Genomic DNA, 23,806 nt, shown 5'->3' with positions numbered 1-23,806 from the left:
CGCCCCCGGGGGGGGGGGGGCGCCCCGCCCCCCCCCCCCCCGCCCGTCCCCCGTCCGGCTCCGCCGGACCCCGCAGCCGCCCACCCGTTCCCGTCCCACAGGAGGACAGCATGCACGGACAACACCCCGGCAGCCGCGCAGGCCTGCGGCCGGCCGCACCGCCCCGCCGCCACGACGTGATCATCCTGGGTTCCGGCATCGCCGGGTCGACCCTCGGCGCCATCCTGGCGAAGCAGGGCGTCTCCGTCCTGCTCCTCGACGGCGGAACGCATCCCCGGTTCGCCGTCGGGGAGTCGACGACCCTTTACACCCTGAAGGTGTTCCGGCTGCTGGCCCGGCGCTACGGCGTTCCCGAACTGGAGTCGCTCACCTCGTACGAGGGAATCCACGACGACATCGCCCCCACCTCGGGCACCAAGCGCCACTTCGGCTTCATCCGGCACGAGGAGGGCAAGGAGCCCGACCCGGCCGAGTTCCTCCAGTTCAGCCCGCCCTCGAAGGCCCTGCAGACCGGGCACCTGTTCCGCCAGGACACCGACGCGTACCTCTTCCACGCGGCCGTCCGCTACGGCTGCGACGTCCGCCAGGCCTTCCACGTCGAGGACGTGGAGCTGGCGCAGGACCATGTGGCCGTGATCGGGAAGAACGGCGAGCGGTACGAGGGCCGCTACCTGGTGGATGCCAGCGGGTTCCGCTCCCCGCTCGCCGAGCAGCTCGGTCTGCGCAAGGAGCCCGGGGCGCTCAAGCACCATTCCCGGTCCATGTTCACCCACATGCTGGGGGTCCGGCCGACCGACGAGTGCCTGCGGGTGGGACCCGAGGACGCCCCGCCGATCCCCTGGGTGGAGGGGACCATGCACCACCTCTTCGACCGCGGGTGGTTCTGGTCCATCCCGTTCAACAACGCACCGGGATCGAGGAACCCGCTGGTCAGCGTCGGTCTCACGCTGGACGAGCGGAAGTACCCGAAGGACCACGGGGTGTCCCCGGAGGAGGAGTTCCGCAGTTTCGCGGCCCGGTTCCCCGCGGTGGAGCGGCTGTTCGCGGACGCCCGGACCGTACGGCCGTGGGTGTCGGCCGGCCGGATCCAGTACGCCTCCGACAAGACCGTGGGGCACCGCTGGTGCCTGATGTCGCACGCCGCCGGCTTCATCGACCCGCTGTACTCGCGCGGCCTGACCAACACGGGCGAGGTGGTCAACTCCCTTGCCTGGAGGCTGCTCGACGCCCTGGCCGAGGACGATTTCGACGAGGAGCGCTTCCGGTACGTCGACGAGCTCCAGCAGGGGCTGATCCGCTACAACGACGAGCTCGTCAACTCCTCCTTCATCTCCTTCCAGGACCATTCCCTGTGGAACGCCGTCTACCGGATCTGGTGCGCGGCCGAGGTGCCGATCAACCTGCGCTTCGACCGGTTCACCGAGCGGTTCGAGGCCTCCGGCGACGACGGGGTGCTCCGCGCGATGGAGAACGCGGCCCACCCGGGGCTTCCCGTACCCGGATCGGAGGGCTACAAGGCGCTGTTCGACGAGATGGTGCGGCTCTGCGAGGCGGTCGACCGCGGCGAGCGCACTGCGGCCGACGCGGGCGGGGAACTGCTGGACACGGTGGTGAAGACCCCCGTGGTCCTGGACCACCTCGGGCTGCGCGACCCCGGCCGCCGCTTCGTCTATCCCATGCCCGACGACCTGAGGCGCATGGCGAACTGGCTGCGCCACGAGGGGCCGGAGGAGCTCAGCTACCTCATCGACGGCGTGGACGTGCACGGTGCGCCGCTGTCGGGGCAGAGCGACGACGAGATGGCCCTTCCGCACTGACCCGGCCGCACGGCAGGGAGTTCACGGCACGACGGAGCACGACACAGAGCGGGCGGCCCCCACGGTGGTGTGGGAGCCGCCCGCTCTCGTTGCCCCGTCAGCGGGTCAGGTGCGCGGCCTCTCGTGGACCCGCCGGGTGATCGCGCGGACCACGGAGCGCGGCGCCGCCCGCATCAGGGGCAGCCTGATGCGGTAGGCCAGGCCGGGCACCGTGGACGGCCGTCCTGCCGCCACCGCGTCCAGGCCGGCGCGGGCGACCTGCTCGGACGTCAGCCACTTGATGTCGGGCAGGGCCGAGGCCGGCACGCCGGCCGCCTCGTGGAAGCCGGAGCGGGTCAGACCCGTGTGCACGGTGGTCACGTTGACCCCGTGGCGGGCGACCTCCATGGACAGGCTCTCGCTCAGCGAGGACAGGAAGGCCTTGGAGGCGGCGTAGGTCGCGGACCGCGGTTTCGGCAGGACCGCGACGAGGGAGGAGACGTTCACGATGCCGCCGGCCCCGCGGGCGATCATGCCGGGCAGGGCCGCGTGGGACAGCCGCAGGGGCACGAGGGCATTGAGGACCGCGGTGTGCAGCTCACGCTCTACGGGCAGTTCCGCGAAGTAACCGGAGCCGCTCGAACCGGCGTTGTTGACGAGGAGTTCCACGGGCCGGCCGGTCTCGGCGAGCCGCTGCTCGGCCGCCGCGACCTGACTCTCGTCGGTGAGGTCGAGCTGCATCACCTCCACGGTCACCCCGTGCGCGGACTCCAGTTCGGCCGCGAGCTGTTTGAGCCGGTCGCCCCGCCTGGCGACCAGCACGAGGTCCGCTCCCTCCCGGGCGAGGAGGCGGGCGAACCCCTCACCGATCCCGCTCGACGCCCCGGTCACCATCGCCGAGCCGTACGGAAATCGCCGCATGGCATTCCTCGAATCTCTTCGACAATTGATTTCATACGCCCCGACAGGTTATCCACGATATCGGAGAACAGGCCAGCGAATAGTCGCGGAGAAAGGCCGGGCGGAACCGATTTATTTTGGCTTAAGCGGGGATTCATCGGCCGGTGATGAAATGCAGCCGCGTGACGGGCCCGATTCTCCGGGCCCGCCGCTCCACTCCGTCCCCGTCTCCATGGAAATGGCTGGTGTCAGTGCCATGACGTCCTCCGCTCACAGACGCGATTCCGCGCCCGCCGCGCGCCAAGCGCCCGTCGACGGCCGAGCACCCGAATCAGGCCGAGCACCCGTCGCAGGCCGAGCGCCCGGGGAGGGACAGGCCGCCCGGCTGGACTCCCTCACCGGACTGCGCTGGATCGCGGCCTTCGCCGTCTTCCTCAACCACGTCAGCACCCTGCTGCCGATCCCCGGCGCCAAGGCGGTGTTCGGCCTGGGCGCCTCCGGGGTGACGTTCTTCTTCGTCCTGTCGGGCTTCGTCCTCACCTGGACGTACCGGGACGGCGACCGGGTCGGCCCGTTCTACGGACGCCGGTTCGCCCGCATCTGGCCGCTGCTGGCCGTCGGGGTCGCGGTCCCGCTCCTCCTCCAGCTGCCCGACGCACGGCCGGGGCAGTCCGGCACCCTGGCCCTGATGGCGCTCTCCGCCGTCCTGCTCTACCAGGCCTGGATGCCCAGCTACATCCTGAGCAGCACGAACCCGGTGACCTGGTCGCTGGCCTGCGAGGCCTTCTTCTACGCGATCTTCCCCTTCGTGGCGAAGTACACGGTCCGCCGGTCGCTGCGCCGGCTCGGCTGGGCGGCCGTCGCCCTCGTGGCGGTGGGCTGGGCGATCAGGCTGTACCTCTGGGACGCCTATCCGCCCCAGCCCCGCCCCGCCTTCACCGGCATGGACGGCCTGATCTTCGGCACCTACTCCCCCGTCGCCCGGGTCTGGGAGTTCCTCCTCGGCATGGTCGCCGCGGCCGCGGTCCGCAAGGGCTGGCGCTCCCCCCTCGGGGTCCGCTCGGCCACCGCGCTGCTCGCCGCCGGCTTCCTCGGGCTGTGGCTGCTGCGCCACGAGACCTGGCGGCAGTACGTCCTCTTCGACGCCCTCGGCCAGGTGTCCGCCCCGCTGTTCGCACTCGTGGTCGTCGCGGTGGCCCAGCGGGACCTCGCGGGCGGCGCGTCCTGGCTGCGGACGAGGCCGATGGTGGCCCTCGGCGAATGGTCCTACGCCTTCTACCTCCTGCACTTCACCGTGCTCTTCGAGATCTCGTCGGCGGTATTCGACAAGAAGAGCATCGTCGAATTCTATATGCGGCCCGTCCAGCCGAGCTGGTCGAATGCGGGCTGGGCACTTCTCGCCCTTTTCGTCACGCTGGCCGTCTGCGCCCTCCTGTACCAGTTCTACGAGCGCCCGGTGGAGCGCCTGCTGCGCCACCGCATAGGGCGCCGCACCGCATCCGTTCCGGGGCCGCGGACCGAGCCGGCCGCCACCGGTGCGCCGAGCCCGCGCGCCGAGAGCAGTTCCACCACGAGGGAATGAGGTCGCCGGACATGACGACGCCAGGACCCGTCACGGACCCCTTCGACGTCATGTTCGTCGGGTGGTCCTTCTTCCGGGGCAAGCTGCTGACCGCGGCCATGGACCTGGACGTCTTCTCGGTGCTGGGCGACGGACCGCTCGGCACCGAGGAGCTGTGCGCCCGCACGGGCCTGCACCCGCGCGGCGGCCGGGACTTCCTGGACGCCCTCGCGGCCATCGGCCTCCTGGTGCGGACCGGCGGCCGCTACGGCAACAGCCCCGGCGCGCAGGAGCATCTGCTGCCGGCCGGACCGGGGTTCGTGGGCGGCTTCCTGCGGATGACCAGCGAACTCATGGGCAGCGACCCGGATTCGCTCCCCGCGCTGCTGCGGGGCGGCGCAGCCCGCAACCAGACGGCCGGGGGCGAGGTCCCCTTCACCCGGATCTTCCACGACCCGGCCCGGCTGCGGCAGTTCCTGTCGGCGATGGACGGTTTCAGCGGGGCGGTGGCCGACGAGCTGGCGCACGCCTTCGACTGGTCCCCGTACGCGACCTTCAGCGATGTGGGCGGGGCGCGCGGCAATCTCGCGGCGCGCCTCGCCGCCGCGCACCCCGGGCTCACCGGCACGGTGCTGGACCGGCCCTCGATGGAGGAGCACTTCGACCGGCTGGTGGCCGAGCGCGGGGTCGAGAAGCAACTGCGGTTCGTGGGCGCCGATTTCTTCGCCGTGGACCTGCCGCGCGCCGATGTGGTGATCCTCGGAAGCGTGCTGCACGACTGGCCGGCGGAGCAGCGGGCCACGCTGCTCCGCAAGGCCTACGAAGCCGTCAACGACGGCGGGGCGGTCATCGTCTACGACACCATGCTCGACGACGAGCGGCAGGAGGCGGAGCCGCTGATGCTCAGCCTCATCATGATGCTGCAGTCGGCGCAGGCCGCCGGCTTCGCCCCGGCCGAGTGCGGCGCGTGGATGGCGGAGGCGGGCTTCACGGTCGAACGGGTGCTCAGACTGCCCGCCCTGACGACCGCGGTGATCGGCCGCAAGACCTGCGACAGGGCCGGCCGCAAGAACTGACACGAAAGCACACCCGCTCCCGGGCCAGCAGCCCGGGAGCGGGTGTTCCTCGCGTTGAATTCCTCACCGTAAGCCGGTGTTTCGACGCGCGTGAGCGGGGCAACCCTGCCCGAACTCGCCAATCTGGGATAAGAACACGCTGGATCCGACCGACATCGGCCAGGCTATTCTGGCCGACGACTGCACTGTCCATGAACTTCGGGGGAATACATGTCAGGCTCGCCTCGCATCAGTGTCCTGCTCGTCGATTCGCACCCCATCTCGCTGACCGGGCTGCAGGCCATTCTCGACGGCTGCCCCGACCTGCGGGTGGCCAGTGTCGCCCAGGACGACGCCACCGCGGCCACCAGGTACCGGGAGCTGCGGCCCGATGTCGTCATCATCAACGCCCACAAGAATGCCGCACAGGCTCTGAAGAGCATAGACGCGCTCTCGCCGCCCCGTTCGACGTTCCCGCCCCCAAATGTCCTCGTCCTGATCGACGATGTGGGCGCGGCGGCGGACCAGGTGCTCCAGGCCGGCGTGAACGGCCTGCTGTCCAGTGGGAGCAGCGCACAGGAGCTCGCCGCCGCGGTCCGCATCATGGCCGCCGGCCGGTCCCTGCTCATCCCCAGGGCCCAGCAGGATTCAGGCGACTCTCCGCTCGACCCGCTGACCGAGCGGGAAATCGAGGTATTCCGCCTCATGACGCGAGGATTCAGCAATGCCGAGATTTCCACGGAATTGACGCTGAGTCAGAGCACCGTGAAATCGCATATCCAGAAAGTAATGGAGAAGTTGAGCCTTCGCAACAGGGTGCACGCGGTCATCTTCGCCTACGAGAAGAACATCATTCACTCCGGGCCGCTCGGTGCAGGTCCGGACCGGGAATCGGCCCGTCCGGCGCGAGCAGCTGCCCGATGACCCGCCTGGTATCGAACACGTTCCGGTCCTCGACGACCAGCCCGTTCTCCACGCGCCACAGCTGGATGCCTTCGGAGGAGATGTCGCGCCCGGTGGGTGCCAGTCCGGCGAACTCCCCCACGTGCGTGCCGCGCGCCGTGTACCACGTCGCCACCCAGGGCCCCTCCGCCACCTGAAGTCCGACGTCGACCCTGAGCCCGGCGAACGCGGCGCGCCGCGACCACACGCTCCGCTTGGGGCCGGCGGGACCGACCCGTTCGCCGTTGAGCAGGAACTCGGGGGCGAAGATCCGGTCGGCGGCCTGCAGGTTCCCGCGGCTCCAGCCCTCGTCGAACCACAGCCGCGCGAGGGCCTTGCTGGCCTCCTGCACGCCCGGTTCCCCGTGCGGGGCCGGCACGCCGCTCACCGGCCCGGCTCCGGGGAGGCGGACAGCGGCGGCGCACCCGCCGCGCGCAGCGCCGCGAGGCTTTCGCGGCCGACGGTGTTCAGTTCCGGCACCGGCGACGCCGCGGCCCATTTCAGGAAATCCGCAATCTGGTCCTGATCCGGGTGGATGAACCGCTGCTTCACGTCCTTCCAGCCGAATCCGTCGTGCACGGCTCCGGATTCCCGGATCTGTTCGAGAATGAGGTCCGCCGCCGTGTCGCCGTCGATCAGCTTCGCCTCGTACTGCGCGCAGGCCTCGGCCGTCACGGCGAGCAGCGCCTTGAATTCGTCGTTGTCCGGCCACCAGAGGCCGGTGTGGGGCGCCTTCTCCAGTGCGTCGAAGACGCTCGCGTCTCCGTCTCCGCGGAACTTCCGCAGCGCATTGTTGATCCGGAGGGTGCCGGGGGTGCTGCCGCTTCCCCAGACCCGGAACACCGCGTCCCAGAGGCGGAAGTGGGAGAAGGCGATGAAGGAGCAGTTGACGAGCGTGTCATTGTAGTCGAGGAGCCCCTGTTCGAGTTCCTCGACGTGGCGGAAGCGCTCCTCGGCGAAGTCGTCGTCCGCGAGGGCCCCGAGGAGGCGAGGGGCGAGGGCGTGGATGATCTCGAAGGTGTTGGACATGCCGCGGGAGTACAAGGGGTCCAGGAAGCCGGCGGCGTGCGACATCAGGCACCAGCGCGGTCCGACGGTCTGACCGGAGGAGTACTGCAGCCGTCCGGTGGAGACCCACTCCCGGACCTTCCTGGCTCCCTCGAACTGCCGCTCCACCGCCGGGAACTGGCGGAGCAGCTGCGCGAACTCCTCCTCCGCGCCGATCCCTTCGGGCTTGGGGTACGTGCGCGGGTCGAGGGTGACCCCCACGCTGCACAGCGGGTTCCGGGAGAGCTCGTGGTTGTCGAAGGGGATGATCCAGAACCAGCCCCGGTCGAAGAGGTGGTGCATGGTGCCGTTGTGCCAGGGGACGGGCGGCCGGCTCTGCTCCGGGACCTCCAGCACGTCGTCGAAGGGCCGTACCCCGATCATGTGCGTGAACAGGGACCGCGAGTGGTGCTTGAAGCGCGCCGGTTCCTCGCGCAGCCCCAGGCGGTCGGCCAGCGGGGAGCGGAAGCCGCTGGCGTCCACCAGGTAGCGGGCCCGGACGACCTGTCCGTCGGCGCCGGTGACCGTGACCCCGTCGTCGTCGAAGTCGATCTTCTCCGCCCGCCACTGCTGACGGGTGTCGCAGCCGTATCCGACCGCCACGCGGTGCAGGTAGGCGTCGCTGTCCTGCCGGAAGAGGTGGCTCGCGGAGGTCAGGGCGTCGGGGATGACGAACTGGTGCGCCTCGTCCGGGTCGGGCTCCTGGCCCGGCCGGTGCAGCATGAACCCGAAGTGCTGCTTGCGGCCGAAGGTGTTGCTCACCGTCTGGTTGATCGTGGTCACGTCGGTCAGGGCCTGGAACTCCGGTACGTCGAAGCGCTCGGCGAGCACCTGGAGCCAGGCGATGAGCTGGGGGATCATCGACTCCCCCACCGCGAACCGCGGATGGGTGCCCGCGTCGGCGATCAGTACCTTGGCTCCGCCTCGGGCCAGTACCGCGCCGAGCGTGGATCCGGCGATTCCGGACCCCAGGATCAGCACGTCGTGGCTGGGCTTCTGAGCGGATGCCGTCGATCCGGTGGACGAGGTCGGTCCCGTGGACGCCGTCGGTCCGGTGGACGCGGTCGGCCGTACGGGCTCGGTCGGTTGTGCGGTCACGGTCGGTTCCCTTCGCAGTCGTCTGGTCGCGGACGCCGCCTCGAGCCTGGCGTCCGCACGACCACCCTTGTGCATGCCGATGAAGGCGTGACAAAGCACGTGCAGGCCGGCGCACCGCAGCGCGCCGGCCTGCACGTCGATCAGCCGCGGCCGCGCGGGCCCGCCGCCGGCGAGGGGGGAACGGTGGTCGGCGTCGCCGCCTCGCCGCCCGTGTCCGTACCCGTGCCCGCCGCCGTGTCGCCGTCGGAACCTGACCTCGGGCCGGCCGCCCGTCCGGGGGATGTAACGAGCAGCCGGCCCAAGGAGTTCGGGAACCACCAGTTGGACCGCCCGAGGAGGGTGACCAGCGCCGGGGTGAGGAGACCCCGGACGACGGTGGCGTCGATGATGATGCCCGCCGCCAGCGCGGTGGCGAACACCTTCACGTCGGTGATGGGGATGCTGGCCAGCGCCGTGAAGGCCAGGAAGAGGATGAGCGCCGCCGAGGTGACGAGCCGGCCGGTCCGGCTGATGCCCGTCACGACGGAGGGGACCACCGTGTCGCGCACGCCCTTGGCGGTCAGTTCCAGATGGGTTTCACGGATGCGGTGGAGGATGAACACCTCGTAGTCCATGGACAGCCCGAAGAGGAAGGCGAAGACCGCCATGGGGATCCAGATGGTCACCGCCCCGATCGCCGGGGTGTCGAACAGCAGCTCGCTGCCGTAGCCCTCCTGCCAGACGAGCACGACCACGCCGTACGCCGCGCAGGTGGACAGCGCGTTGAGGATCAGGGCCTTCACGGGAAGGACCACGGAGCGCAGGGTGCGGGCCAGTACGACGAAGGTGAGCAGGGCGACGAAGACGAGGATGAGCCCGAGGGATCCGTAGACCGCGTCGATGAAGTCGACGTCCTGGGCGGGGCCGCCGCCCACGAGCGCGCCGGGGGTCTCCCCCGCCGCGTCCACGACCGCCGTCACCGCGTCCCGGCCGTCGTCGCTGGACGGGTCCGCCGTGGTCCACACGTCGACGATGCGCTGTCCGCCGCGCTCCCAGTCCGCCGGGGCCACGGAGCCCGCGACGCCTTCGAGACCGCCGAGCCTGCTGTCCATCGCCACGCTGCCGCCGGCGTCCACGACGACTTCCAGGGGGCGTGCGATGCCCTCTCCGAAGCCCGCGTCGACGATCCGCTGGAAGGCCGCCGCGGGCTGTCCGCCCCGGGCGAGCGTCACGGTGGCCGGCTGCCCCAGCTGCAGGGCGAACACGGGTGCGGCCAGGGCCAGCAGCACGGCCCCGCTGAGCACCGCGGTGAGTGCGGGGCGGCGCGTGGTGACCCCGGCGATCCGGCCCCACATCTTGCTGTCCGGGCGGTGCGTCCGGCGCGGCCGGTCGAGCTTGTCGCCCCACGAGTACAGCAGGACGGGCAGCAGGGTCAGGGCGACCGCGACGCTGACGAGCGGGATCAGGAGACCCGCGTAGCCGACGCTGCGCAGGAAGGGCACGGGCAGGACCACGAGCGCGGCGAGCGAGATCGCCACGGTGGCGCCGCTCAGTGCGACCGCGTGGCCGGCGCTGGCCACGGAGCGTACGACCGCCTCACGGCGCGAGGCGGGTTCGGGGCCGTCGGCTCCGGGCTTCTGCCGTTCCTCCCGCCAGCGGGTGACCACGAGGAGGGCGTAGTCGATGGCGATGCCCAGCCCGATGAGGGCCACCAGGAACTGGACGATGAACGAGACGTCGGTGACCCCGGTGATGCCGCGCACCAGCAGGAAGGTGGTGGGGATGGCGACCGCGGCCATCAGCAGGGGAACGATGGCCAGGCCGCTGGTGAAGACGAGGCCGAGCACGACCAGGGCGCCCAGGGCGCCGATCAGCGTCTCGTAGATCGGGCTGCGCTGGGCTCCGCTGTCGCGGCCGGACAGGACGGGCTGGCCCGTCAGCTCGACCGGGGCGCCCGCGATCTTCGTCTGCTCGACCGTCTGCTTGATCCCCGGGAGCGACTGCTCGTAAGGGACGTTGGTGCGGTTCGCCGGCGGGTAGACCAGCGCGACGGTGGTGCGCTTGTCGGCGGAGATCAGGGAGTCGTCGCCGGTGTTCGCGTAGGACACGCTGCGGCCGCCCTGCGGGGTGACCTTGGCGATCAGGTCGCCCCAGGCCTTGCGGACGTCCTCGCTGTCGGCGGTCGTGCCGTCCGGCACGGTCACCACGAGGAGCAGCGGGGCGTTCTTGCCGCCGGTCTGGGAGAAGCGCTGGGCAAGGGTGTCGTTCGCCACCTGGGCCGGCTTGTCCGGGAGGCGGGACTCGAACGAGAGCTTCTCGATCGTGCTGCTGGACAGGGCTCCCCCGACCAGGGTGAGCACCACCCAGACCAGGACCACGGGCAGCCGATGGGCAAGCACCCATCGTGTCATGCGCTCCACGAAACACCTCCTGTAGCGACGCTATTGTGTAGCCACGCTACACATGGGTGATCAACGTAGCCCCCTCGGTACGGCGTCCGCAACACAAAGCCAGGACCCGGCAGGGAAGTTGGCCGGACCACGGCCCGCCCCGGACACGCGAAGAGCCCCTGGCGGGGGCGGCATCCGTCCATGGATGCCGCCCCCACCAGGGGCTCTGCTCGCGTTATCGCGCTCTGTCGTCCGCCGTCACGTGGCGCTACGTGGTGCCGCTGTTTCCGCTGTTGCCGCTGTCGTGTCTACGGGATGTCGTACGGGGATCCGGCTCCCCGCATGACCGAGACGAACCGCTTCAGGGCCAGCCCGAAGTAGGCGCCGGCCAGGAGCGTCAGGGCCGCCGCGATGGAAACCATCGGCCAGTCCAGGGATTCGGGATGGCTCAGCCCCCGGTTCAGCATCAGCAGGATCAGCGCACCCAGCACGCTGAGCAGTCCGATGAGGGCCGCGAGCGTCCCGGTCGTCACCCCGCGGTCCCGCCGGGCGTCCGCGGCCTCGATGCCGCTGCCCTTGCGGAGCCCGGAGACGGCTCCGGCCAGGGAGAGCACGCAGCCGAACGCCACGACCGACAGGCCCAGCAGCAGCAACGGCGGGTGGCGGTACGCCCAGGGGCCGGCCGGGCCCCCGAGCATCGCGGACGCCCAGGTCGCGGCGAGGAGGGGCAGTGCGCACATGGCACGCGCGGACAGGCGGTTGGCGCTGATCCTCAGCGTGGCGTCGTTGTAGGCCCGGGCGACCTCGGTCGGCGGACCCCACTCCTGGACCGCGCGCTGCGCGGCCTCCTCGGCGTCGGGGCAGAGTTCCAGGTTGCCCTCGGTCGCGCACTCCAGGCCGTCGAGGACCTCGTCGAGGATCGCCGTGCGCCTGGAGGGCGGTCCGACGAGGTATTCGGCGATGTGCTCGGTGTAGCGCTGTAAGACCGCGGTTTCGGTCACGCCCCGCCCCCCAGCACCACCGAGATGACCGAGGAGACCTCCTGCCAGGCCGTGCGCTTGTCGGCCAGGGCGCGGCGTCCGGCCGTGGTGAGGAAGTAGTTGCGGCGGCGCCGGCCGTTGAACGTCGACCACTCGCTGCCGACCAGCCCCGCGGCCTCCAGCCGGTGCAGGGCCGGATAGACCGTGCCCGTGGGCAGGTTGATCGCGTCCCCGCTGCGCCGCTTGAGCTCTTCGATGACGGCATAGCCGTGCTGTTCTCCGGGCTCCAGCACGGACAGCAGCATGCCTTCCAGGTTGCCTCGCAAGGTCTCTGCCTTCATGTCGCCACACTACACATCGGGGCCGGAATCGGACCCGGCGCTTTCGGCCCCTCCCGGCCCGCCGGCATGGCCGCCGCCACGGCGGGCGGCTTCACGGGCGGGGACGGGTTCAGGCCGGTTCTGCCCGGTTCGATCCGCCCTGTCGGTACGCCGGAAGGACGGCCGGTCCCGACTCCGCGAGGTCGGCCCCGAGCTCCGGGGGGAGGTCCTTGCGCGCCTTCACCCCCAGCTTCCGGAAGATCCGCGTGAGGTGCTGTTCCACGGTGCTCACCGTGACGACGAGCAGCTCGGAGATCTCCTTGTTGGTGTACCCGCCCACCGCGAGCCCGGCCACCCGCCGCTCCGCTTCACTGAGCAGCTCCGGCGCGGGGGCGGCGCGGCGCGGTCCGTGGCACGGTGCGCGGCCCGGCCCACAGCTCTGCCCACCATCCGATCCTCCCTCCTTCGCCCCACAACCCGTTCCGCTGTCCGCGGTCCGTCCGCCGCGAGGCCCCAAACGCTCCAGCTCCGCCGCGACGACGGTCGCCAGCGGCTGCGCCCCGCACCGCCCGGCGAGCCGGGCGGCCATCTCGAACACCGCCCGGGCCCGGTCCGCTCTGGCCTCCGCGAGGTGGGCGCGGCCGAGGTCCGTCAGGGCGCCGGCCGTCTCCAGCGGGTCGCCCGCCTCGCGCAGGACACCCGCGGCCTCGGTCAGCAGCGCCACGCGCTCGGCGACGTCCGCGGTGGCGGCGAGGACCCGCAGGGTGAGCCCGCGGGTCCGGGTGCGCTCGGGTCCGGCGAGGGCGAGCTGTTCCTGGGCCAGGGCCCGGGCGGTGGCCTCGTCCCCGAGTGCCAGGTGAGCGCGGGCCGACTCCGTCCGCCAGGGCACCAGGGCGGGCCGGTCGCATCCCCAGGCGCGCATCAGCCCGGAGCAGACCGCGAAGTCGTCGAGGGCCTCGTCGGGCCGCCCGGCCTCCAACCGCTGGCGGCCGCGGGCGTGCAGGTAGTCCAGCCCGAAGCGGGTGGAGAACATCCGGTCCGGTACCGGCACGGCGAGGTGACGTGCGGCCGCCTCGTGGTCGCCGGTCTCGGTGGCGGCCCGTACGAGAACCGACAGCGGCCCGCCCAGCCGCGCGCCCCAGCCCTCCGCCGGGACCAGGACCAGCGCCGCCTCGGCGAGCCTCCGCGCTGCGCGGGGGTCCCCCTGCCGCAGCCGAATACCGGCCAGCAGCGAGGTGAACTCCGCCTCCCACAGCGGAACCCGGCGGCCACGCGCCTCGGCCAGCCGGAGCTCGCACCACCCCTCGGCGGCCTCCAGCCGCTCGGCGAGCACCAGCGCGGTGACGGCGGCCACGATCCACTCCTGGGTCTCCCCGCCGAGCCGCATGTCCCGCAGCGCTCCCTCCGCATCGTCGCCCCCCGCCGCCCCGGAACCACGGGCCAGCACATCGGCCAACGCCGAGGCCGCCCGAACCCTGGCATCACCACCACCCCGCAGAACCCCGCACCCGGCCCCGCCGCCCAACCCCGCACCCACACCCCCGACACCCACGCCCCCGGCAGGCCCGACACCGGGAGGCAGGCCGCCGGCAGGCACGACACCAGGAGCCACACCGGCAGTCGCGACGCCGGGCGCCACACCGGCAAGCCCCGTCCCGGCAGACACCGCGCCGCCGACCACACCGACAGACAAGCCCCCGTGCGCCACCCCGACAGCCACGACCCCGGCCGGCACGGCGCCGGGAGCCACGACCCCAAGACCCACACCGACCGGCGCAGCTCCGGCTACCCAACCGGCCCGGACAGCACCGGAGTCGACAGCCACTCCAGGATCCAAGCTCCCGGCGAGCACACCGGCGGCCACGGCCCCAGGGGCGTAGACGCCCCCGGAAGCCACACCCACAGGCAGAACCCCGTCGACCACACCGTCGGCAGCCACCAAACGGGCCCGCACAGCACCGGGAGCCACACCAGAAGACAGCGCTCCGGCAGGCGCAGTCCCGGCGGGCACCGCACCGCCGGGCACACCCCCGGAACCCACACCGCCGGGCACCGCAGCAGGACCCGACTCCGCGGCCACACCGTCAGGCATGGCGGCGGCCACCCCGACGGGCGCAGTCCCGGCGGCCCCGCCCGGAGGCACGGCCTCCTCGGCGTGCGCACCGGCCCACGCGGCAACCGCCGCCACGGCCCTGGAGGCCACGCCGACGGACGCGGTGTCGGCAGGCGTACCGGAGGGAAGCGTCCCGGCCGGACCGGGGTCCGCCCTCCCGGGTCCGGGCGGCGCGGGGCCGCGGGCCGTCGAGAGGAGGCCGCGGGTGGCCCGTAGGTCCGTGGCGGTCGCCGGATCGGGGGCCGGGGTTCGTCCGGCGGCCTCGACGGCCTCGGCGGCCTCCTCGAAGCGGCCGTGCCACAGCAGACGTCTTGCCAGTGCGAGGGCGTACCGGCCGGGGAGCCGCCCCTCGCGCAGCGCGCGGGCCAACTCGCCCATGTGCCGGGCGCCGAGCGCCGGATCGAGGACCCACGCGAGGGCGGCCAGCCGCGCCCGGAGAGCCACCCTTTCGTCCTCGTCCCGGCTCGCGGCGAGGGCGAGGGCGAGGGCGAGGTCCAGGCAGTCGTGCGCGTCCTGCGGCCGGTCGTCCTCCAGGTGGCGTTCCGAGGCCTCCTCCAGAACGGGCACGGCCCAGGACGGGTGCTCGCGTCCGGCCGCCAGCAGGTGTGGCGCGATCCGCAGGGCCTGCGCCCCGCCCTGGTGGAGCAACTCGGCCGCACGGCCGTGCAGTTCCCTGCGGGCGGACGCCGACAGGCCCCGCAGGACCGCCGATCGCGCTACGGGGTGCCGCAGGCGGCCCCCGTCGAGGAGTCCGGCCGCTTCCAGTGCTCCGCGGCACTCCTCGACGGCCCCGCTCTCCTCGTCGAGCAGCCGGGCCGCGAGCCCGGAGTCCGTCTCGGCGCCGTCGAGCACGGCCAGCACCCGGGCCAGCCGCAGCGCGAGCGGCCCGGCACGGTGCAGGCAGCTCAGCACCGCATCCGCGTAGGCCCCGGCGACGACGGGCTCGGGCTCGTACGGGGCCCTGCCCTGCGGTGCGGCGCTGCGCCGGTCCTCCACGAGGGCTCGGAGGAGCAGCGGGTTGCCGCCGCTGATGCGGTGCCAGCTCTCGGCCAGGGCCGCCGCGGTCCGCTCGCCCAGGTGCCCGGTGAGCACGGTGGCCACCGCCGACGGGGACAGGGGTTCCAGGACGATCCGGCGGTGGCCGGGCTGCCGGAGCAGTTCGGTACGCAGCTGCGCGCGGTCCGGCCCCGACGGCGTGCACTCGGCGGCCACCACCGCAATGCGGGCCGAGCGCATGCTCCGTACCAGGTGGAGAATCCAGTGCAGGGAGAGGGGATCCGCGAACTCGATGTCGTCCACGCACAGCAGCACCGGCATCCGCTCGGAGATCCGAAGCAGCCCGGCGGACAGTTCGTGCAGGGTCCCCGCGGTCCCCGCGTCGGGCGGCCACCGGGCGGCGGCCCCGACCCGGGCCGCCGCGCCCGCGCCGAAGACCCGGGACCGATCAGGGCCGAGGCCGACGGGAACCTCGGAGTAGGCGAGCAGTTGACGCAGGACGCCGCCCTGTACGTGGCGCTCCGGAGCCGAGCCGCCGGCCCGCAGGACGAGGAACCCCCGCTCGGCCGCGGCCCGCCCCAGCGCGTCGAGCAGCTCGGTGCGCCCGCAGCCGGCTCCGGCCTGCACGAGCGCGACGCTCCCCCTGCCCCGGGAGCTGTCGTCGAGCACCTCGGCGAGCACCGCGAGCTCTCGGTCCCGCTCAGCCAAGCGCACGACTGCTCCGGCCCGAACTGCCGACACCCTCCCCGGGCGCCTGCTCCTCCTCCCCGCCCCCGTCCCCGTCCCCGGGCGCCTCGCCCGGCACGGTTCCCTCGGCCGGCGCACCGGCCGTCCGCACCACCGCGCCGCCCTTCGCCCCGATCAGGGACAGCAGCGGCCCCGTCATCGCGGTCGTCACCAGCGCCATCACCACCATCAGCGAATACAACGAGCCGTCCAGCAGGCCGAGTTCCAGGCCCACGCCGAGGATGACGAGCTCGGTCAGGCCCCTGGTGTTCATCAGCGCCGCCAGCGTCGCGGAGTCCTTCTTGTCCAGGGCCTGCGAGCGGGCACCCAGATAGGTGCCGCCGAACTTCCCGCCGATCGCGACGAGCAGGATGACGCCGAACTCCGTGAGCCCTTCGATCCCCACGCCCCGAAGATCCACCTTGAGGCCCGCCACCACGAAGTAGACGGGGAGCAGCAAGGACGTGATCTGCCCGGTGCGTTCGAGGATCTTCTCGCGCAGTACGTCCACGCCCTCGCGCGGCATCAGCGCACCGAACAGGAAGGCGCCGAAGATGTAGTGCATCCCCATGGCTTCGGTGGCCGCCGCGGAGAGGAGCGCCCCGACGATCACGAGGGACAGGATCGTCTGGGTCAGGGGTTTCTCGATGCCGCCCGGCGCGAACGCCCGTCGCAGCAGCGGCCGTACGGCCAGCAGCACCCCCGCGAACGGGATCAGCAGGGCCACCATCCAGTAGTTCTCGGCGTCGCCGGCCACCGCCTGTACGCCGCCGAGCGCCGTCCAGGCCACGACGTCGACGACCGCCGCCGTGGCCAGCGCGAGGCCTCCGATCGCCGTACGGGACAGCCCCCGGCTGACGAGGATGCGGGCGAGCACCGGGAAGGCCGTCACCGACACCGACAGGCCCACGAACACCACGAACGCGGCGCGCTGCTCGGCGGGGTGGTTGCGCAGCAGGTAGAAGGCGAGGAGCACGCCGAGGGCGAACGGCACGAGGGTCGACCCGACGGCCGCCCCGACGGCTGCCCGCGCCCTGCCCCGCAAGAGGCGGTGTTCCAGCTCCAGGCCGACGACGAACATGAACAGCGCGACCCCGACGTTGGCCAGGCCGGCCAGCAGGGGCCGTACGTCGGCCGGGAAGAAGTGGTCGGCGACCAGGTTGCCGAACAGGGTGGGCCCCAGGAGGATCCCGGCGAGGATCTCCCCCACGACGGGCGGCTGGCCGACGCGGGCGGCCAGCGCACCCAGCCCGCGGGCGAGCAGCAGGATCAGCGCGATGTCGAGCAGTAACAACTGCACTTGATGACTGGTCATTTGGGTACAGACCTCGATCTGCTGTCGTCGGGTGGGATGGGGAGGCCGCCGGATGGCGCCCCGCTCAGGAGAACGAGGGTCGGCGCTCGGTACGCGCCTGCGCTGTGCTGGACCGGCGCCGGAACGGAACCGGACACCCTCGGGGTCACCCGGCAGGACCCCACCGGACCCCGGCCGAGCTCCCGTCCGCCCGCCCGGCCCGCTCGGCCCGCCCGGCCCGCTCGGCCCGCTCGGCCCGGTGTGTCCGTGCGGCTCCGCCCTGCGTGTGTGACCGGCGGGGACTATGTGACCGGTGTGGCCCCGGATGGGCCGTGGGCGTGCCCGGCCGCCCGGAATCTCCGCCGAAACATCCGCCTCGGTGCCGCATGGCGCGGCCAGGGCAGTGCGATGCGCCCAGGGCGGGCACCGGTCCCCCGTCGGCTCCTCAAGCCTGCGGTCCGGGCCGACGTACTGTCATCGCCGAGATTGCTCACCTCACCCGGAGCGCACCTGCGCCGGGGACGGCGGGGACCGCCACGGCGGTGACGACGATCCCGTCGCGAACCGCCCAGCGGCCGTGGAACTCCCTCAGCGGACCGTGCCCCGCGAGCACGGGTGGTGGTACGAGCAACCGGGCCGTGAACGCACCGCGTACCGGATCGAACTCGACGGCCGCGTCGGTGAAGTCCAGCCGGCGGCCGGTCAGCGGATGCCACGCCTTGTAGACGGACTCCTTGGCACTGAACAGCAGGCGGTCCCAGTGGACTTGCCCGGAAACCTGCGCGCCCTCCGCCTCCCGGCCCCCGGCAAGGCCCCCGGCAAGGCGGCCGGCGAGCGAGGCGCGTTCCCCGGCCACGGTGACCGCCTCCCACACCCCGGCCGGGAGCGGCCGGTGCGGTTCGGCGTCGATGCCCAGCGCCAGGACCTCGCGGCGCCACGCGACGGCCGTGGCCCGGTAGCCGGGGCAGTGCGTCATGCTGCCGACGATCCCCTCGGGCCAGCGGGGTGCTCCGCGCTCCGTCCTCAGGATGGGCCCGGCCGCGATGCCGAGCCGGGCGAGCGCCCGCCGGGCACAGTGCCTGCCCGTCGCGAACTCGCGGCGCCGCTCGGGCACCGCCCGTCCGACGAGGGCTTCCTCCTCCGGGTGGAGGCGGGCCCCCGGCACGTCGCCGCGCACGGATACGGCCGCCACCATCGGACCGAGCAGCTCCCCGATCACGGGCGCGTCCCGTCCGGGTCCGAGGCGTTCGCATTTCGGAATAACTTTCGCCCTATTGACGGACCGGCACCCGCCGGATCGTACGCATGCGCAACGACCACGGTCACCCCCACCTCCATGAATGACGGAGCGGTGCCCCCATAGCCGAGGCGACCCGCTCCGAAATGCCCGACGGGACGGCTCGCGACACCCCGGAAATGACCGTAACCCTATTGCTTCGAGGTGGCTAGCTGTGCGAGGCTCAAAGGCGTCCTAATTAACGCAACGGGGGTTGCAGGGTGTCTGCCAGGAATAGTGCCGCCGACAGGTCCGACTTCGGCGCGGTGAACCACGGATCGATCCAGAGAGATTCGCTGGAATATTTCGCGCCATCTCGTTGTTCGAGATCTTTCCGTGCAGGCGACGGACGCCTGGAACCTTAACGGCGAGCGTCCGCTTTTCCGAACGGTCGGCAGGATTCAGTCGAATTCCGTGCCTGGCCTCAGTGACATCCGTGCCGCCGGCAGGGGCGCCCTCGTACGCCTGGGCGAGAGGGCGAACCGCCCCTGTTTGCCCAGGTCCCAGCCCCATGACCCCACCCATCGAGCCCACTCGTCGCGTCCACTCACCGAGTCCGCCCGTCGAGCCCGCCCGACCGGTCGCACGGGGTCCACGTTCCTCTCAGCACCTTTTCGCGAGCCCGGCGCTGCGCTCGCGGCAGGGGTGTTTCGTCAGATCACAGCAGGGAGTCCGGAGAAATGATCCACCTCACTCGGCATGCAATCTCCACTATCCGCGAAAACTACCACGAGCCCATCTATCTGGATGACCTGGCCCGCTCCGTGATGATGAGCAAATTCTACTTTCTCCGGGTATTCCAGCGAACAACCGGGGTGACACCCGGACGATTCCTGAGTGCCGTTCGCCTCTATGAGGCAAAACGCCTTCTGGTCAATACCGACTTCAATGTGGCCGATATATCGGCGCAGGTTTGCTACAGCAGCGCCAGCACGTTCTCCCGGCGTTTCACGGCCTCCGTCGGACTGTCGCCCACCCAATTCCGCAAAATCGGTCAGGGCGATCCCGCCGAGCATCCTCCGGTCATCCCGCTCCCCGTCCCGCCCGGGCCCCTCGGATCCGTTTCGGGGACGGCCCTCATCACCGGGACGCCCCTCTTACCCCTGCACATCGGCGTCTTCGACAGTCCCATCCTGCAGGGCCGACCCCAGGCCTGGTCCCGGCTCGACACGGCCGGGACCTTCACCTTGCCCGCCGTACCGCCGGGCACCTGGTACCTGCACGCGGTGGGGCCGAGCTCACGGACGGCCGGCGGCCCGGACGGCGGTTCCCCGCTGCTGGTCGGTACGAGCGGCCCCGTACGGGTCGACGCGGACACGTCCACACGTCTCGACATGACGGTGCGCCAGGAGGACTGGACCCGGCCGCCGGTGCTGCTCGCCGTGCCCGGCATCGGCCCGCATCCCTCGCAGTCACCGTCGCCGTCACAGTCACCGTCGCCGCTGGAACCCAAGGCCGGACCGGCCGATCGCTGGGGAGCGCGGCCCCTCCACCGGATCCCCTACGAGCGCTCCGCGCCGGGCGGCCGGCTGGCAGCCGTATGAGGCCGCGCCCGGCCGCGCGGCCGGCCTGAAGCCTCGTCGAGCGGCGCTGCGGTCCGCCCACGGGCGGTGTGCTCGCCGTGGGCGTGCCGCGCCCGGGTTGCCGTCCTCATGTTCTTCGACCTCTCCGTAGGCCGCCACGCACGCGGCGTGCGGATTCCGCTCCACACGCTACGTGTCCCGCACGCCGCGGCTAACCCCTGTCCTGCGCCGCCGCGATTTACCGGTCCTTAACAACGCCCCCCTATCCAGGGGGAGTACGGAGGTCAGCGCGCCGGGGCCCACTGGGCGAGGAGGGCTTCGGCCGTGGTGATGGCAGCGACCAGGGAGAGGGAGTTGCGGATGACCTCGGCGGTGCAGGCCGCGGGCACCCCGGCGATGGCGTCGGAGGGGACCACGACCTGGTAGCCGAAGTTCACCGCGTCGAAGACGGTGTTCGGGATCGCGATGTTGGAGGAGACCCCGGTGACGACGAGGGTGCGGATGCCGAGGTTGCGGAGCAGGGCGTCCAGGTCGGTGCCGGCCATCGGGGAGAGCCCGTGCAGCCGGCGCAGCACGAGGTCCTGCTCGGCGACGGTGATGGGCGCGGCGACCTGCACGGCCGGGCTGCCGGTCAACTGCCGTACCGGCAGCTTCCCCGCGGCCCGGAACAGCCGTGCGTTGGCGTTGGCCCCGAGCCCGTCGGGCCGCCGCTCGGCCACGGCGTGCAGCACCTGCACCCCGGCTCCGCGCGCGGCCTCGACCAGCGCGGCGACGCGGTCCAGCATCCCTGAGTCCCGTGCCTCCTTGGCCAGTTCAGGGAGGGCGCTCTCCTCGCCGACGACACCGTTCTGGCACTCGACGGTGAGCAGTGCGGTGGTGGCGGGATCGAGATCGGCCATGGCTCCCCCTGGCGTGGTGACGGAAGAGCACGCATGATTCCTGACACACAGTCAGATGTGAAGGGGCGCGGACCACATGGACAGCACACCCGTGGACGGGACGGACAGCACACTCGCGGACAGCACGCCCGTGGACAGGGCGCAGCGGCGGGGCCGCCGCATCATGATGACCGACGAGGAGACGGACGCCTTCCTGCGCGAGCAGCGCACCTGCCGGGTGGCCACGATCTCCCCCGACGGGCGCCCCCACGTGGGCGCGCTCTGGTTCGTCTGGGACGGCGCCTCCCTGTGGCTGTACTCGATCACCCGCAGCCGGCGCTGGTCCGACCTGCGCAAGGATCCCCGCATCTCGGTGGTCGTGGACGCCGGCGAGGCCTACGACGAACTGCGCGGGGTCGAACTGTCCGGCACGGCCGTCTTCGTGGGCGAAGCCCCCCGTACGGGAGAGCCGTGCGGGGAACTGGCGGAGCCGGAGCGGCTCTTCCCCGTCAAGAACTTCGGCATCACGGAGATGCCGCACGACGGACGGCACGCCTGGATCCGGCTGACCCCGGACTCGATCGTGTCCTGGGACTTCCGCAAGATCTAGGCGGACGGAGCCGGCTCAGGCCACCGCGGACCCACCGCCGGGGGCCTCCCCGCCGACCGCGGGCTCCCCGGCAGCGGCCGAGGCCGCCCTCCTCAGGGCTTCGACAGCGGCCCGGATCGACGGTCGGCGGTCGGCGTCCGCCCGCCAGACGACGTACACGTGGCGCCGGACGCTGTCGCACACCGGCAGCAGCCGGACCCCCGGCGGTACGGGTCCGCGTCCCAGCCGGGGGGCCACGCACACGCCCAGTCCGGCCTCGACGAAGGCCAGTTGGGTGTGGTGCTCCTCGGCGATGTGCGTGATCCGGGGCTCGATGCCGGTGCCGCGCAGGGTGGAGACGAGCCACTCGTGACAGAACTGCCCCTCGGTCCAGGAGATCCAGTCGTCCCCGCCGAACTCGGCCAGGGAGATCCCGGAGCGCCCGGCCAGCGGATGCCCCGCCGGCACCGCGATGTCCAGGGAGTCGTCCAGGAGATGGGCCCGCGTGAGCTCGGCCGGTACCGGCATCCGCTTGTTGTGCCAGTCGATGGCGAGGGCCATGTCGAGGTCGCCCCGCACCACGGCGGCCATGCTCTCCCCCGGCTCCTGCTCCCGTACGCGGGGCCGCAGTTCGGGGTGCTCGACCCGCAACTCCGCCAGCACCTGCGGCAGCAGCCCCCGCATGGCGGTCGGGAAGGCGCCGATCCGCAGCTCGCCGACCGCACATCCGCGCGCGGCCTCGACATCGGCCTGGGCGAGCTCAACCTGCGAGATGATCCGGGCCGCGTGCTCGGCGAGGAGCCGCCCCGCATCGGTGAGCCGGACCCCGCGCCCGTTCTTGGCGAGCAGTGGCTGCCCGACCTCCCGCTCCAGTTTGGCCATCTGCTGGGACACGGCGGAGGTCGTGACGTGGAGCCCGTCGGCGGCGCCGCCGACGGAGCCGTGGCGGGCAAGGGCGTCTAGGGTGCGCAGCCGCTCCAGGTTCAACATGTAAGCAATCCTACGACGTCGCCCCCAACAACTCTCGCTTGTCCTACGAGGTCGCGAGGGGCGAAGGTGACTCTCATGAGCGCCCCCAGCACCCCGCTTCCCCTGAGCACCCCCACCCCGCACCCGTCCCCGGCCCCCACCTCGGCCCTCACCCCGGCCCCCACCCCGGCCGCGACCTCCACCCCCGCCCTCCCCGACGGCGCCACCGCGAAAGCTCGCGCCACCGGCCGCCTGGACTGGCGCCTGCGCTTCGCGATCCTCTCGGTGATCTGGGGCTTCAGCTTCCTGCTGATCAAGGTGGGCACGGAGGCGTACGCCCCGTTCCAGGTGGCCCTCGGCCGGGTCTTCTTCGGCGCGCTCGCCCTGCTCACCGTGCTACTGATCCGCCGCGAACCGCTCCCCCGGGGCCTGCGCACCTGGGCCCACCTGTCGGTGGCGGCGCTGCTGCTCAACACCGTCCCGTTCTCCCTCTTCGCGTACGCGGAGCTGAGCATCCCCTCCAGCCTGGCGGGCATCTGCAACGCCACCTCGCCGCTGTGGGGCATGGCGCTCTCGCTGGTCGCCCTCTCCGAGGACCGCCCGACGCGCCGCCGCGTCGCGGGGCTGGGCCTGGGCTTCCTCGGCGTCCTGACCGTCCTCGGCGCCTGGCAGGGCTTCTCGGGCCTCGACGCAACGGGCACCGCGCTCGCCCTGCTGGCCGCGCTCTGCTACCCGATCGGCTGGATCTACGTACGCCGCACCCTGGCCTCCACGCCGGGCTCCCCGGTGGCCCTGACCGGTGCCCAGCTCCTGGTCGCGACGCTCCAACTGGCTGCGGTCAGCGCCCTGTTCACCTCGGCGCCGACCTCCTTCCCGCTCTGGCCGACCCTGTCGGTGATCGCTCTGGGCGCCCTCGGCACGGGCATGGCCCTCCAGATGCAGTACGGCCTGGTCGCGGAGATCGGCCCGACCACCGCGCAGATGGTCACGTACTTCATCCCGGTCATCGCGACGACGGCGGGCGTCCTCCTCCTGGACGAACAGCTCCACTGGAACACCCCGGTGGGCGCCGCCGTCATCCTGGCCGGCGCGGCCCTCACCCAGACCCGCCGCCGCTAGGCCGTCTCTTTCGGATCTTGCCGGGCCCGCGACGCCTGGCACCGCGCCTGGCCGCACTGCCGAGGCGACCACGTACGCCCAGCACGCGAACGCCCCGGCAGCACGCCCAGGCACGGCACCAGACGCCGCGGACTCGGCCGACAAGATCCGAAAGAGACGACCTAGGTGTGTTGTCCGGGCAGGTTGGTGACGCGGCTGGCGGGTGTTTGGCCTTGGATGCCGGTGTGGGGTCGGTGGTAGTTGTACCAGTCGATC

18 protein-coding genes are annotated in these 23,806 nt (G+C 72.1%); 7 read left to right on the top strand and 11 right to left on the bottom strand.

Annotation, left to right across the window (positions count from 1 at the left end):
- Nucleotides 1-110: 110 nt before the first annotated feature.
- Entirely contained in the window at nucleotides 111-1,817 is a 1,707-nt protein-coding gene (locus ACFWNV_RS32010) for an NAD(P)/FAD-dependent oxidoreductase (RefSeq protein WP_383953830.1), read from the top strand.
- A 105-nt stretch (nucleotides 1,818-1,922) separates the two neighbouring features.
- Here the strand turns inward: ACFWNV_RS32010 and ACFWNV_RS32005 are convergent, their stop codons facing one another.
- Nucleotides 1,923-2,717, bottom strand: a complete 795-nt coding sequence (locus tag ACFWNV_RS32005) for an SDR family NAD(P)-dependent oxidoreductase (protein ID WP_383953828.1) — start codon at nucleotides 2,715-2,717, stop codon at nucleotides 1,923-1,925.
- A gap of 235 nt (nucleotides 2,718-2,952) precedes the next feature.
- Here ACFWNV_RS32005 and ACFWNV_RS32000 point away from each other — a divergent pair, with 235 nt between their 5' ends.
- From ACFWNV_RS32000 to ACFWNV_RS31990, 3 genes are all read left to right on the top strand, one after another.
- Nucleotides 2,953-4,278: an acyltransferase family protein gene (locus tag ACFWNV_RS32000; protein ID WP_383953826.1), complete on the top strand. Its 1,326-nt coding sequence runs from the start codon at nucleotides 2,953-2,955 to the stop codon at nucleotides 4,276-4,278.
- Between the two features lie 11 nt (nucleotides 4,279-4,289).
- Nucleotides 4,290-5,333, top strand: coding sequence for a methyltransferase (locus ACFWNV_RS31995; RefSeq protein ID WP_383953824.1), 1,044 nt, complete (start codon nucleotides 4,290-4,292; stop codon nucleotides 5,331-5,333).
- 210 nt (nucleotides 5,334-5,543) lie between these two features.
- Nucleotides 5,544-6,236 (top strand): response regulator transcription factor, encoded by a 693-nt coding sequence (locus ACFWNV_RS31990; RefSeq protein ID WP_383953822.1) that lies wholly within the window; start codon nucleotides 5,544-5,546, stop codon nucleotides 6,234-6,236.
- Here the strand turns inward: ACFWNV_RS31990 and ACFWNV_RS31985 are convergent.
- The 8 genes from ACFWNV_RS31985 to ACFWNV_RS31950 form a co-directional block, all read right to left on the bottom strand.
- The gene (locus ACFWNV_RS31985) at nucleotides 6,163-6,642 is read right to left on the bottom strand and encodes an ester cyclase (RefSeq protein ID WP_383953820.1); all 480 of its coding nucleotides are present in this window, start codon (nucleotides 6,640-6,642) and stop codon (nucleotides 6,163-6,165) included. The genes ACFWNV_RS31990 and ACFWNV_RS31985 overlap by 74 nt on opposite strands.
- A complete protein-coding gene (locus tag ACFWNV_RS31980) occupies nucleotides 6,639-8,399 on the bottom strand; it encodes an NAD(P)/FAD-dependent oxidoreductase (RefSeq protein WP_383953818.1) in 1,761 nt (586 codons plus the stop codon). The genes ACFWNV_RS31985 and ACFWNV_RS31980 overlap by 4 nt, the downstream gene beginning before the upstream one ends.
- A 140-nt stretch (nucleotides 8,400-8,539) precedes the next feature.
- Nucleotides 8,540-10,789 (bottom strand): MMPL family transporter, encoded by a 2,250-nt coding sequence (locus tag ACFWNV_RS31975; protein WP_383953816.1) that lies wholly within the window; start codon nucleotides 10,787-10,789, stop codon nucleotides 8,540-8,542.
- Nucleotides 10,790-11,076: 287 nt separating this feature from the next.
- The gene (locus ACFWNV_RS31970) at nucleotides 11,077-11,769 is read right to left on the bottom strand and encodes a hypothetical protein (protein WP_383953814.1); all 693 of its coding nucleotides are present in this window, start codon (nucleotides 11,767-11,769) and stop codon (nucleotides 11,077-11,079) included.
- Entirely contained in the window at nucleotides 11,766-12,089 is a 324-nt protein-coding gene (locus tag ACFWNV_RS31965; RefSeq protein ID WP_250745214.1) for a PadR family transcriptional regulator, read from the bottom strand. Before ACFWNV_RS31965 ends, ACFWNV_RS31970 begins: the two co-directional genes overlap by 4 nt.
- A 109-nt stretch (nucleotides 12,090-12,198) precedes the next feature.
- A complete protein-coding gene (locus ACFWNV_RS31960; protein WP_383953812.1) occupies nucleotides 12,199-15,891 on the bottom strand; it encodes an AAA family ATPase in 3,693 nt (1,230 codons plus the stop codon).
- On the bottom strand, nucleotides 15,878-17,218 hold the full coding sequence (locus ACFWNV_RS31955) for a cation:proton antiporter (protein WP_383953810.1): 1,341 nt from the start codon (nucleotides 17,216-17,218) through the stop codon (nucleotides 15,878-15,880). Before ACFWNV_RS31955 ends, ACFWNV_RS31960 begins: the two co-directional genes overlap by 14 nt.
- 469 nt (nucleotides 17,219-17,687) lie before the next feature.
- Nucleotides 17,688-18,416, bottom strand: coding sequence for a 4'-phosphopantetheinyl transferase (locus ACFWNV_RS31950; protein WP_383953808.1), 729 nt, complete (start codon nucleotides 18,414-18,416; stop codon nucleotides 17,688-17,690).
- 737 nt (nucleotides 18,417-19,153) lie between these two features.
- On the opposite strand from ACFWNV_RS31950, the gene ACFWNV_RS31945 reads away from it, so the two are divergent.
- Complete coding sequence (locus ACFWNV_RS31945) at nucleotides 19,154-20,017, top strand: helix-turn-helix transcriptional regulator (RefSeq protein WP_383953806.1); 864 nt, start codon at nucleotides 19,154-19,156, stop codon at nucleotides 20,015-20,017.
- Between the two features lie 263 nt (nucleotides 20,018-20,280).
- Here the strand turns inward: ACFWNV_RS31945 and ACFWNV_RS31940 are convergent, their stop codons facing one another.
- The gene (locus ACFWNV_RS31940) at nucleotides 20,281-20,895 is read right to left on the bottom strand and encodes a cysteine hydrolase (RefSeq protein WP_383953804.1); all 615 of its coding nucleotides are present in this window, start codon (nucleotides 20,893-20,895) and stop codon (nucleotides 20,281-20,283) included.
- A 130-nt stretch (nucleotides 20,896-21,025) separates the two neighbouring features.
- Here ACFWNV_RS31940 and ACFWNV_RS31935 point away from each other — a divergent pair, with 130 nt between their 5' ends.
- On the top strand, nucleotides 21,026-21,484 hold the full coding sequence (locus tag ACFWNV_RS31935; protein WP_383953832.1) for a pyridoxamine 5'-phosphate oxidase family protein: 459 nt from the start codon (nucleotides 21,026-21,028) through the stop codon (nucleotides 21,482-21,484).
- A 15-nt stretch (nucleotides 21,485-21,499) separates the two neighbouring features.
- Here the strand turns inward: ACFWNV_RS31935 and ACFWNV_RS31930 are convergent, their stop codons facing one another.
- Complete coding sequence (locus tag ACFWNV_RS31930; RefSeq protein WP_383953802.1) at nucleotides 21,500-22,453, bottom strand: LysR substrate-binding domain-containing protein; 954 nt, start codon at nucleotides 22,451-22,453, stop codon at nucleotides 21,500-21,502.
- A 75-nt stretch (nucleotides 22,454-22,528) separates the two neighbouring features.
- On the opposite strand from ACFWNV_RS31930, the gene ACFWNV_RS31925 reads away from it, so the two are divergent.
- Entirely contained in the window at nucleotides 22,529-23,551 is a 1,023-nt protein-coding gene (locus tag ACFWNV_RS31925; protein ID WP_383953800.1) for an EamA family transporter, read from the top strand.
- The last annotated feature ends 255 nt before the right edge of the window (nucleotides 23,552-23,806 follow it).

The organism is Streptomyces sp. NPDC058401, assembly GCF_042722885.1.
Classification (GTDB): domain Bacteria; phylum Actinomycetota; class Actinomycetes; order Streptomycetales; family Streptomycetaceae; genus Streptomyces.
The sequence above is the reverse complement of the archived record's forward strand: the minus strand, read 5'-3'. Positions and strand labels throughout refer to the sequence as shown.

Bases quoted from the DNA above. Each gene is read 5' to 3' on its own strand.
- ACFWNV_RS32010 (WP_383953830.1), top strand. From the start codon at position 111: ATGCACGGACAACACCCCGGCAGCCGCGCAGGCCTGCGGCCGGCCGCA.
- ACFWNV_RS32005 (WP_383953828.1), bottom strand. From the start codon at position 2,717: ATGCGGCGATTTCCGTACGGCTCGGCGATGGTGACCGGGGCGTCGAGC.
- ACFWNV_RS32000 (WP_383953826.1), top strand. From the start codon at position 2,953: ATGACGTCCTCCGCTCACAGACGCGATTCCGCGCCCGCCGCGCGCCAA.
- ACFWNV_RS31995 (WP_383953824.1), top strand. From the start codon at position 4,290: ATGACGACGCCAGGACCCGTCACGGACCCCTTCGACGTCATGTTCGTC.
- ACFWNV_RS31990 (WP_383953822.1), top strand. From the start codon at position 5,544: ATGTCAGGCTCGCCTCGCATCAGTGTCCTGCTCGTCGATTCGCACCCC.
- ACFWNV_RS31975 (WP_383953816.1), bottom strand. From the start codon at position 10,789: ATGACACGATGGGTGCTTGCCCATCGGCTGCCCGTGGTCCTGGTCTGG.
- ACFWNV_RS31965 (WP_250745214.1), bottom strand. From the start codon at position 12,089: ATGAAGGCAGAGACCTTGCGAGGCAACCTGGAAGGCATGCTGCTGTCC.
- ACFWNV_RS31955 (WP_383953810.1), bottom strand. From the start codon at position 17,218: ATGACCAGTCATCAAGTGCAGTTGTTACTGCTCGACATCGCGCTGATC.
- ACFWNV_RS31945 (WP_383953806.1), top strand. From the start codon at position 19,154: ATGATCCACCTCACTCGGCATGCAATCTCCACTATCCGCGAAAACTAC.
- ACFWNV_RS31940 (WP_383953804.1), bottom strand. From the start codon at position 20,895: ATGGCCGATCTCGATCCCGCCACCACCGCACTGCTCACCGTCGAGTGC.
- ACFWNV_RS31930 (WP_383953802.1), bottom strand. From the start codon at position 22,453: ATGTTGAACCTGGAGCGGCTGCGCACCCTAGACGCCCTTGCCCGCCAC.
- ACFWNV_RS31925 (WP_383953800.1), top strand. From the start codon at position 22,529: ATGAGCGCCCCCAGCACCCCGCTTCCCCTGAGCACCCCCACCCCGCAC.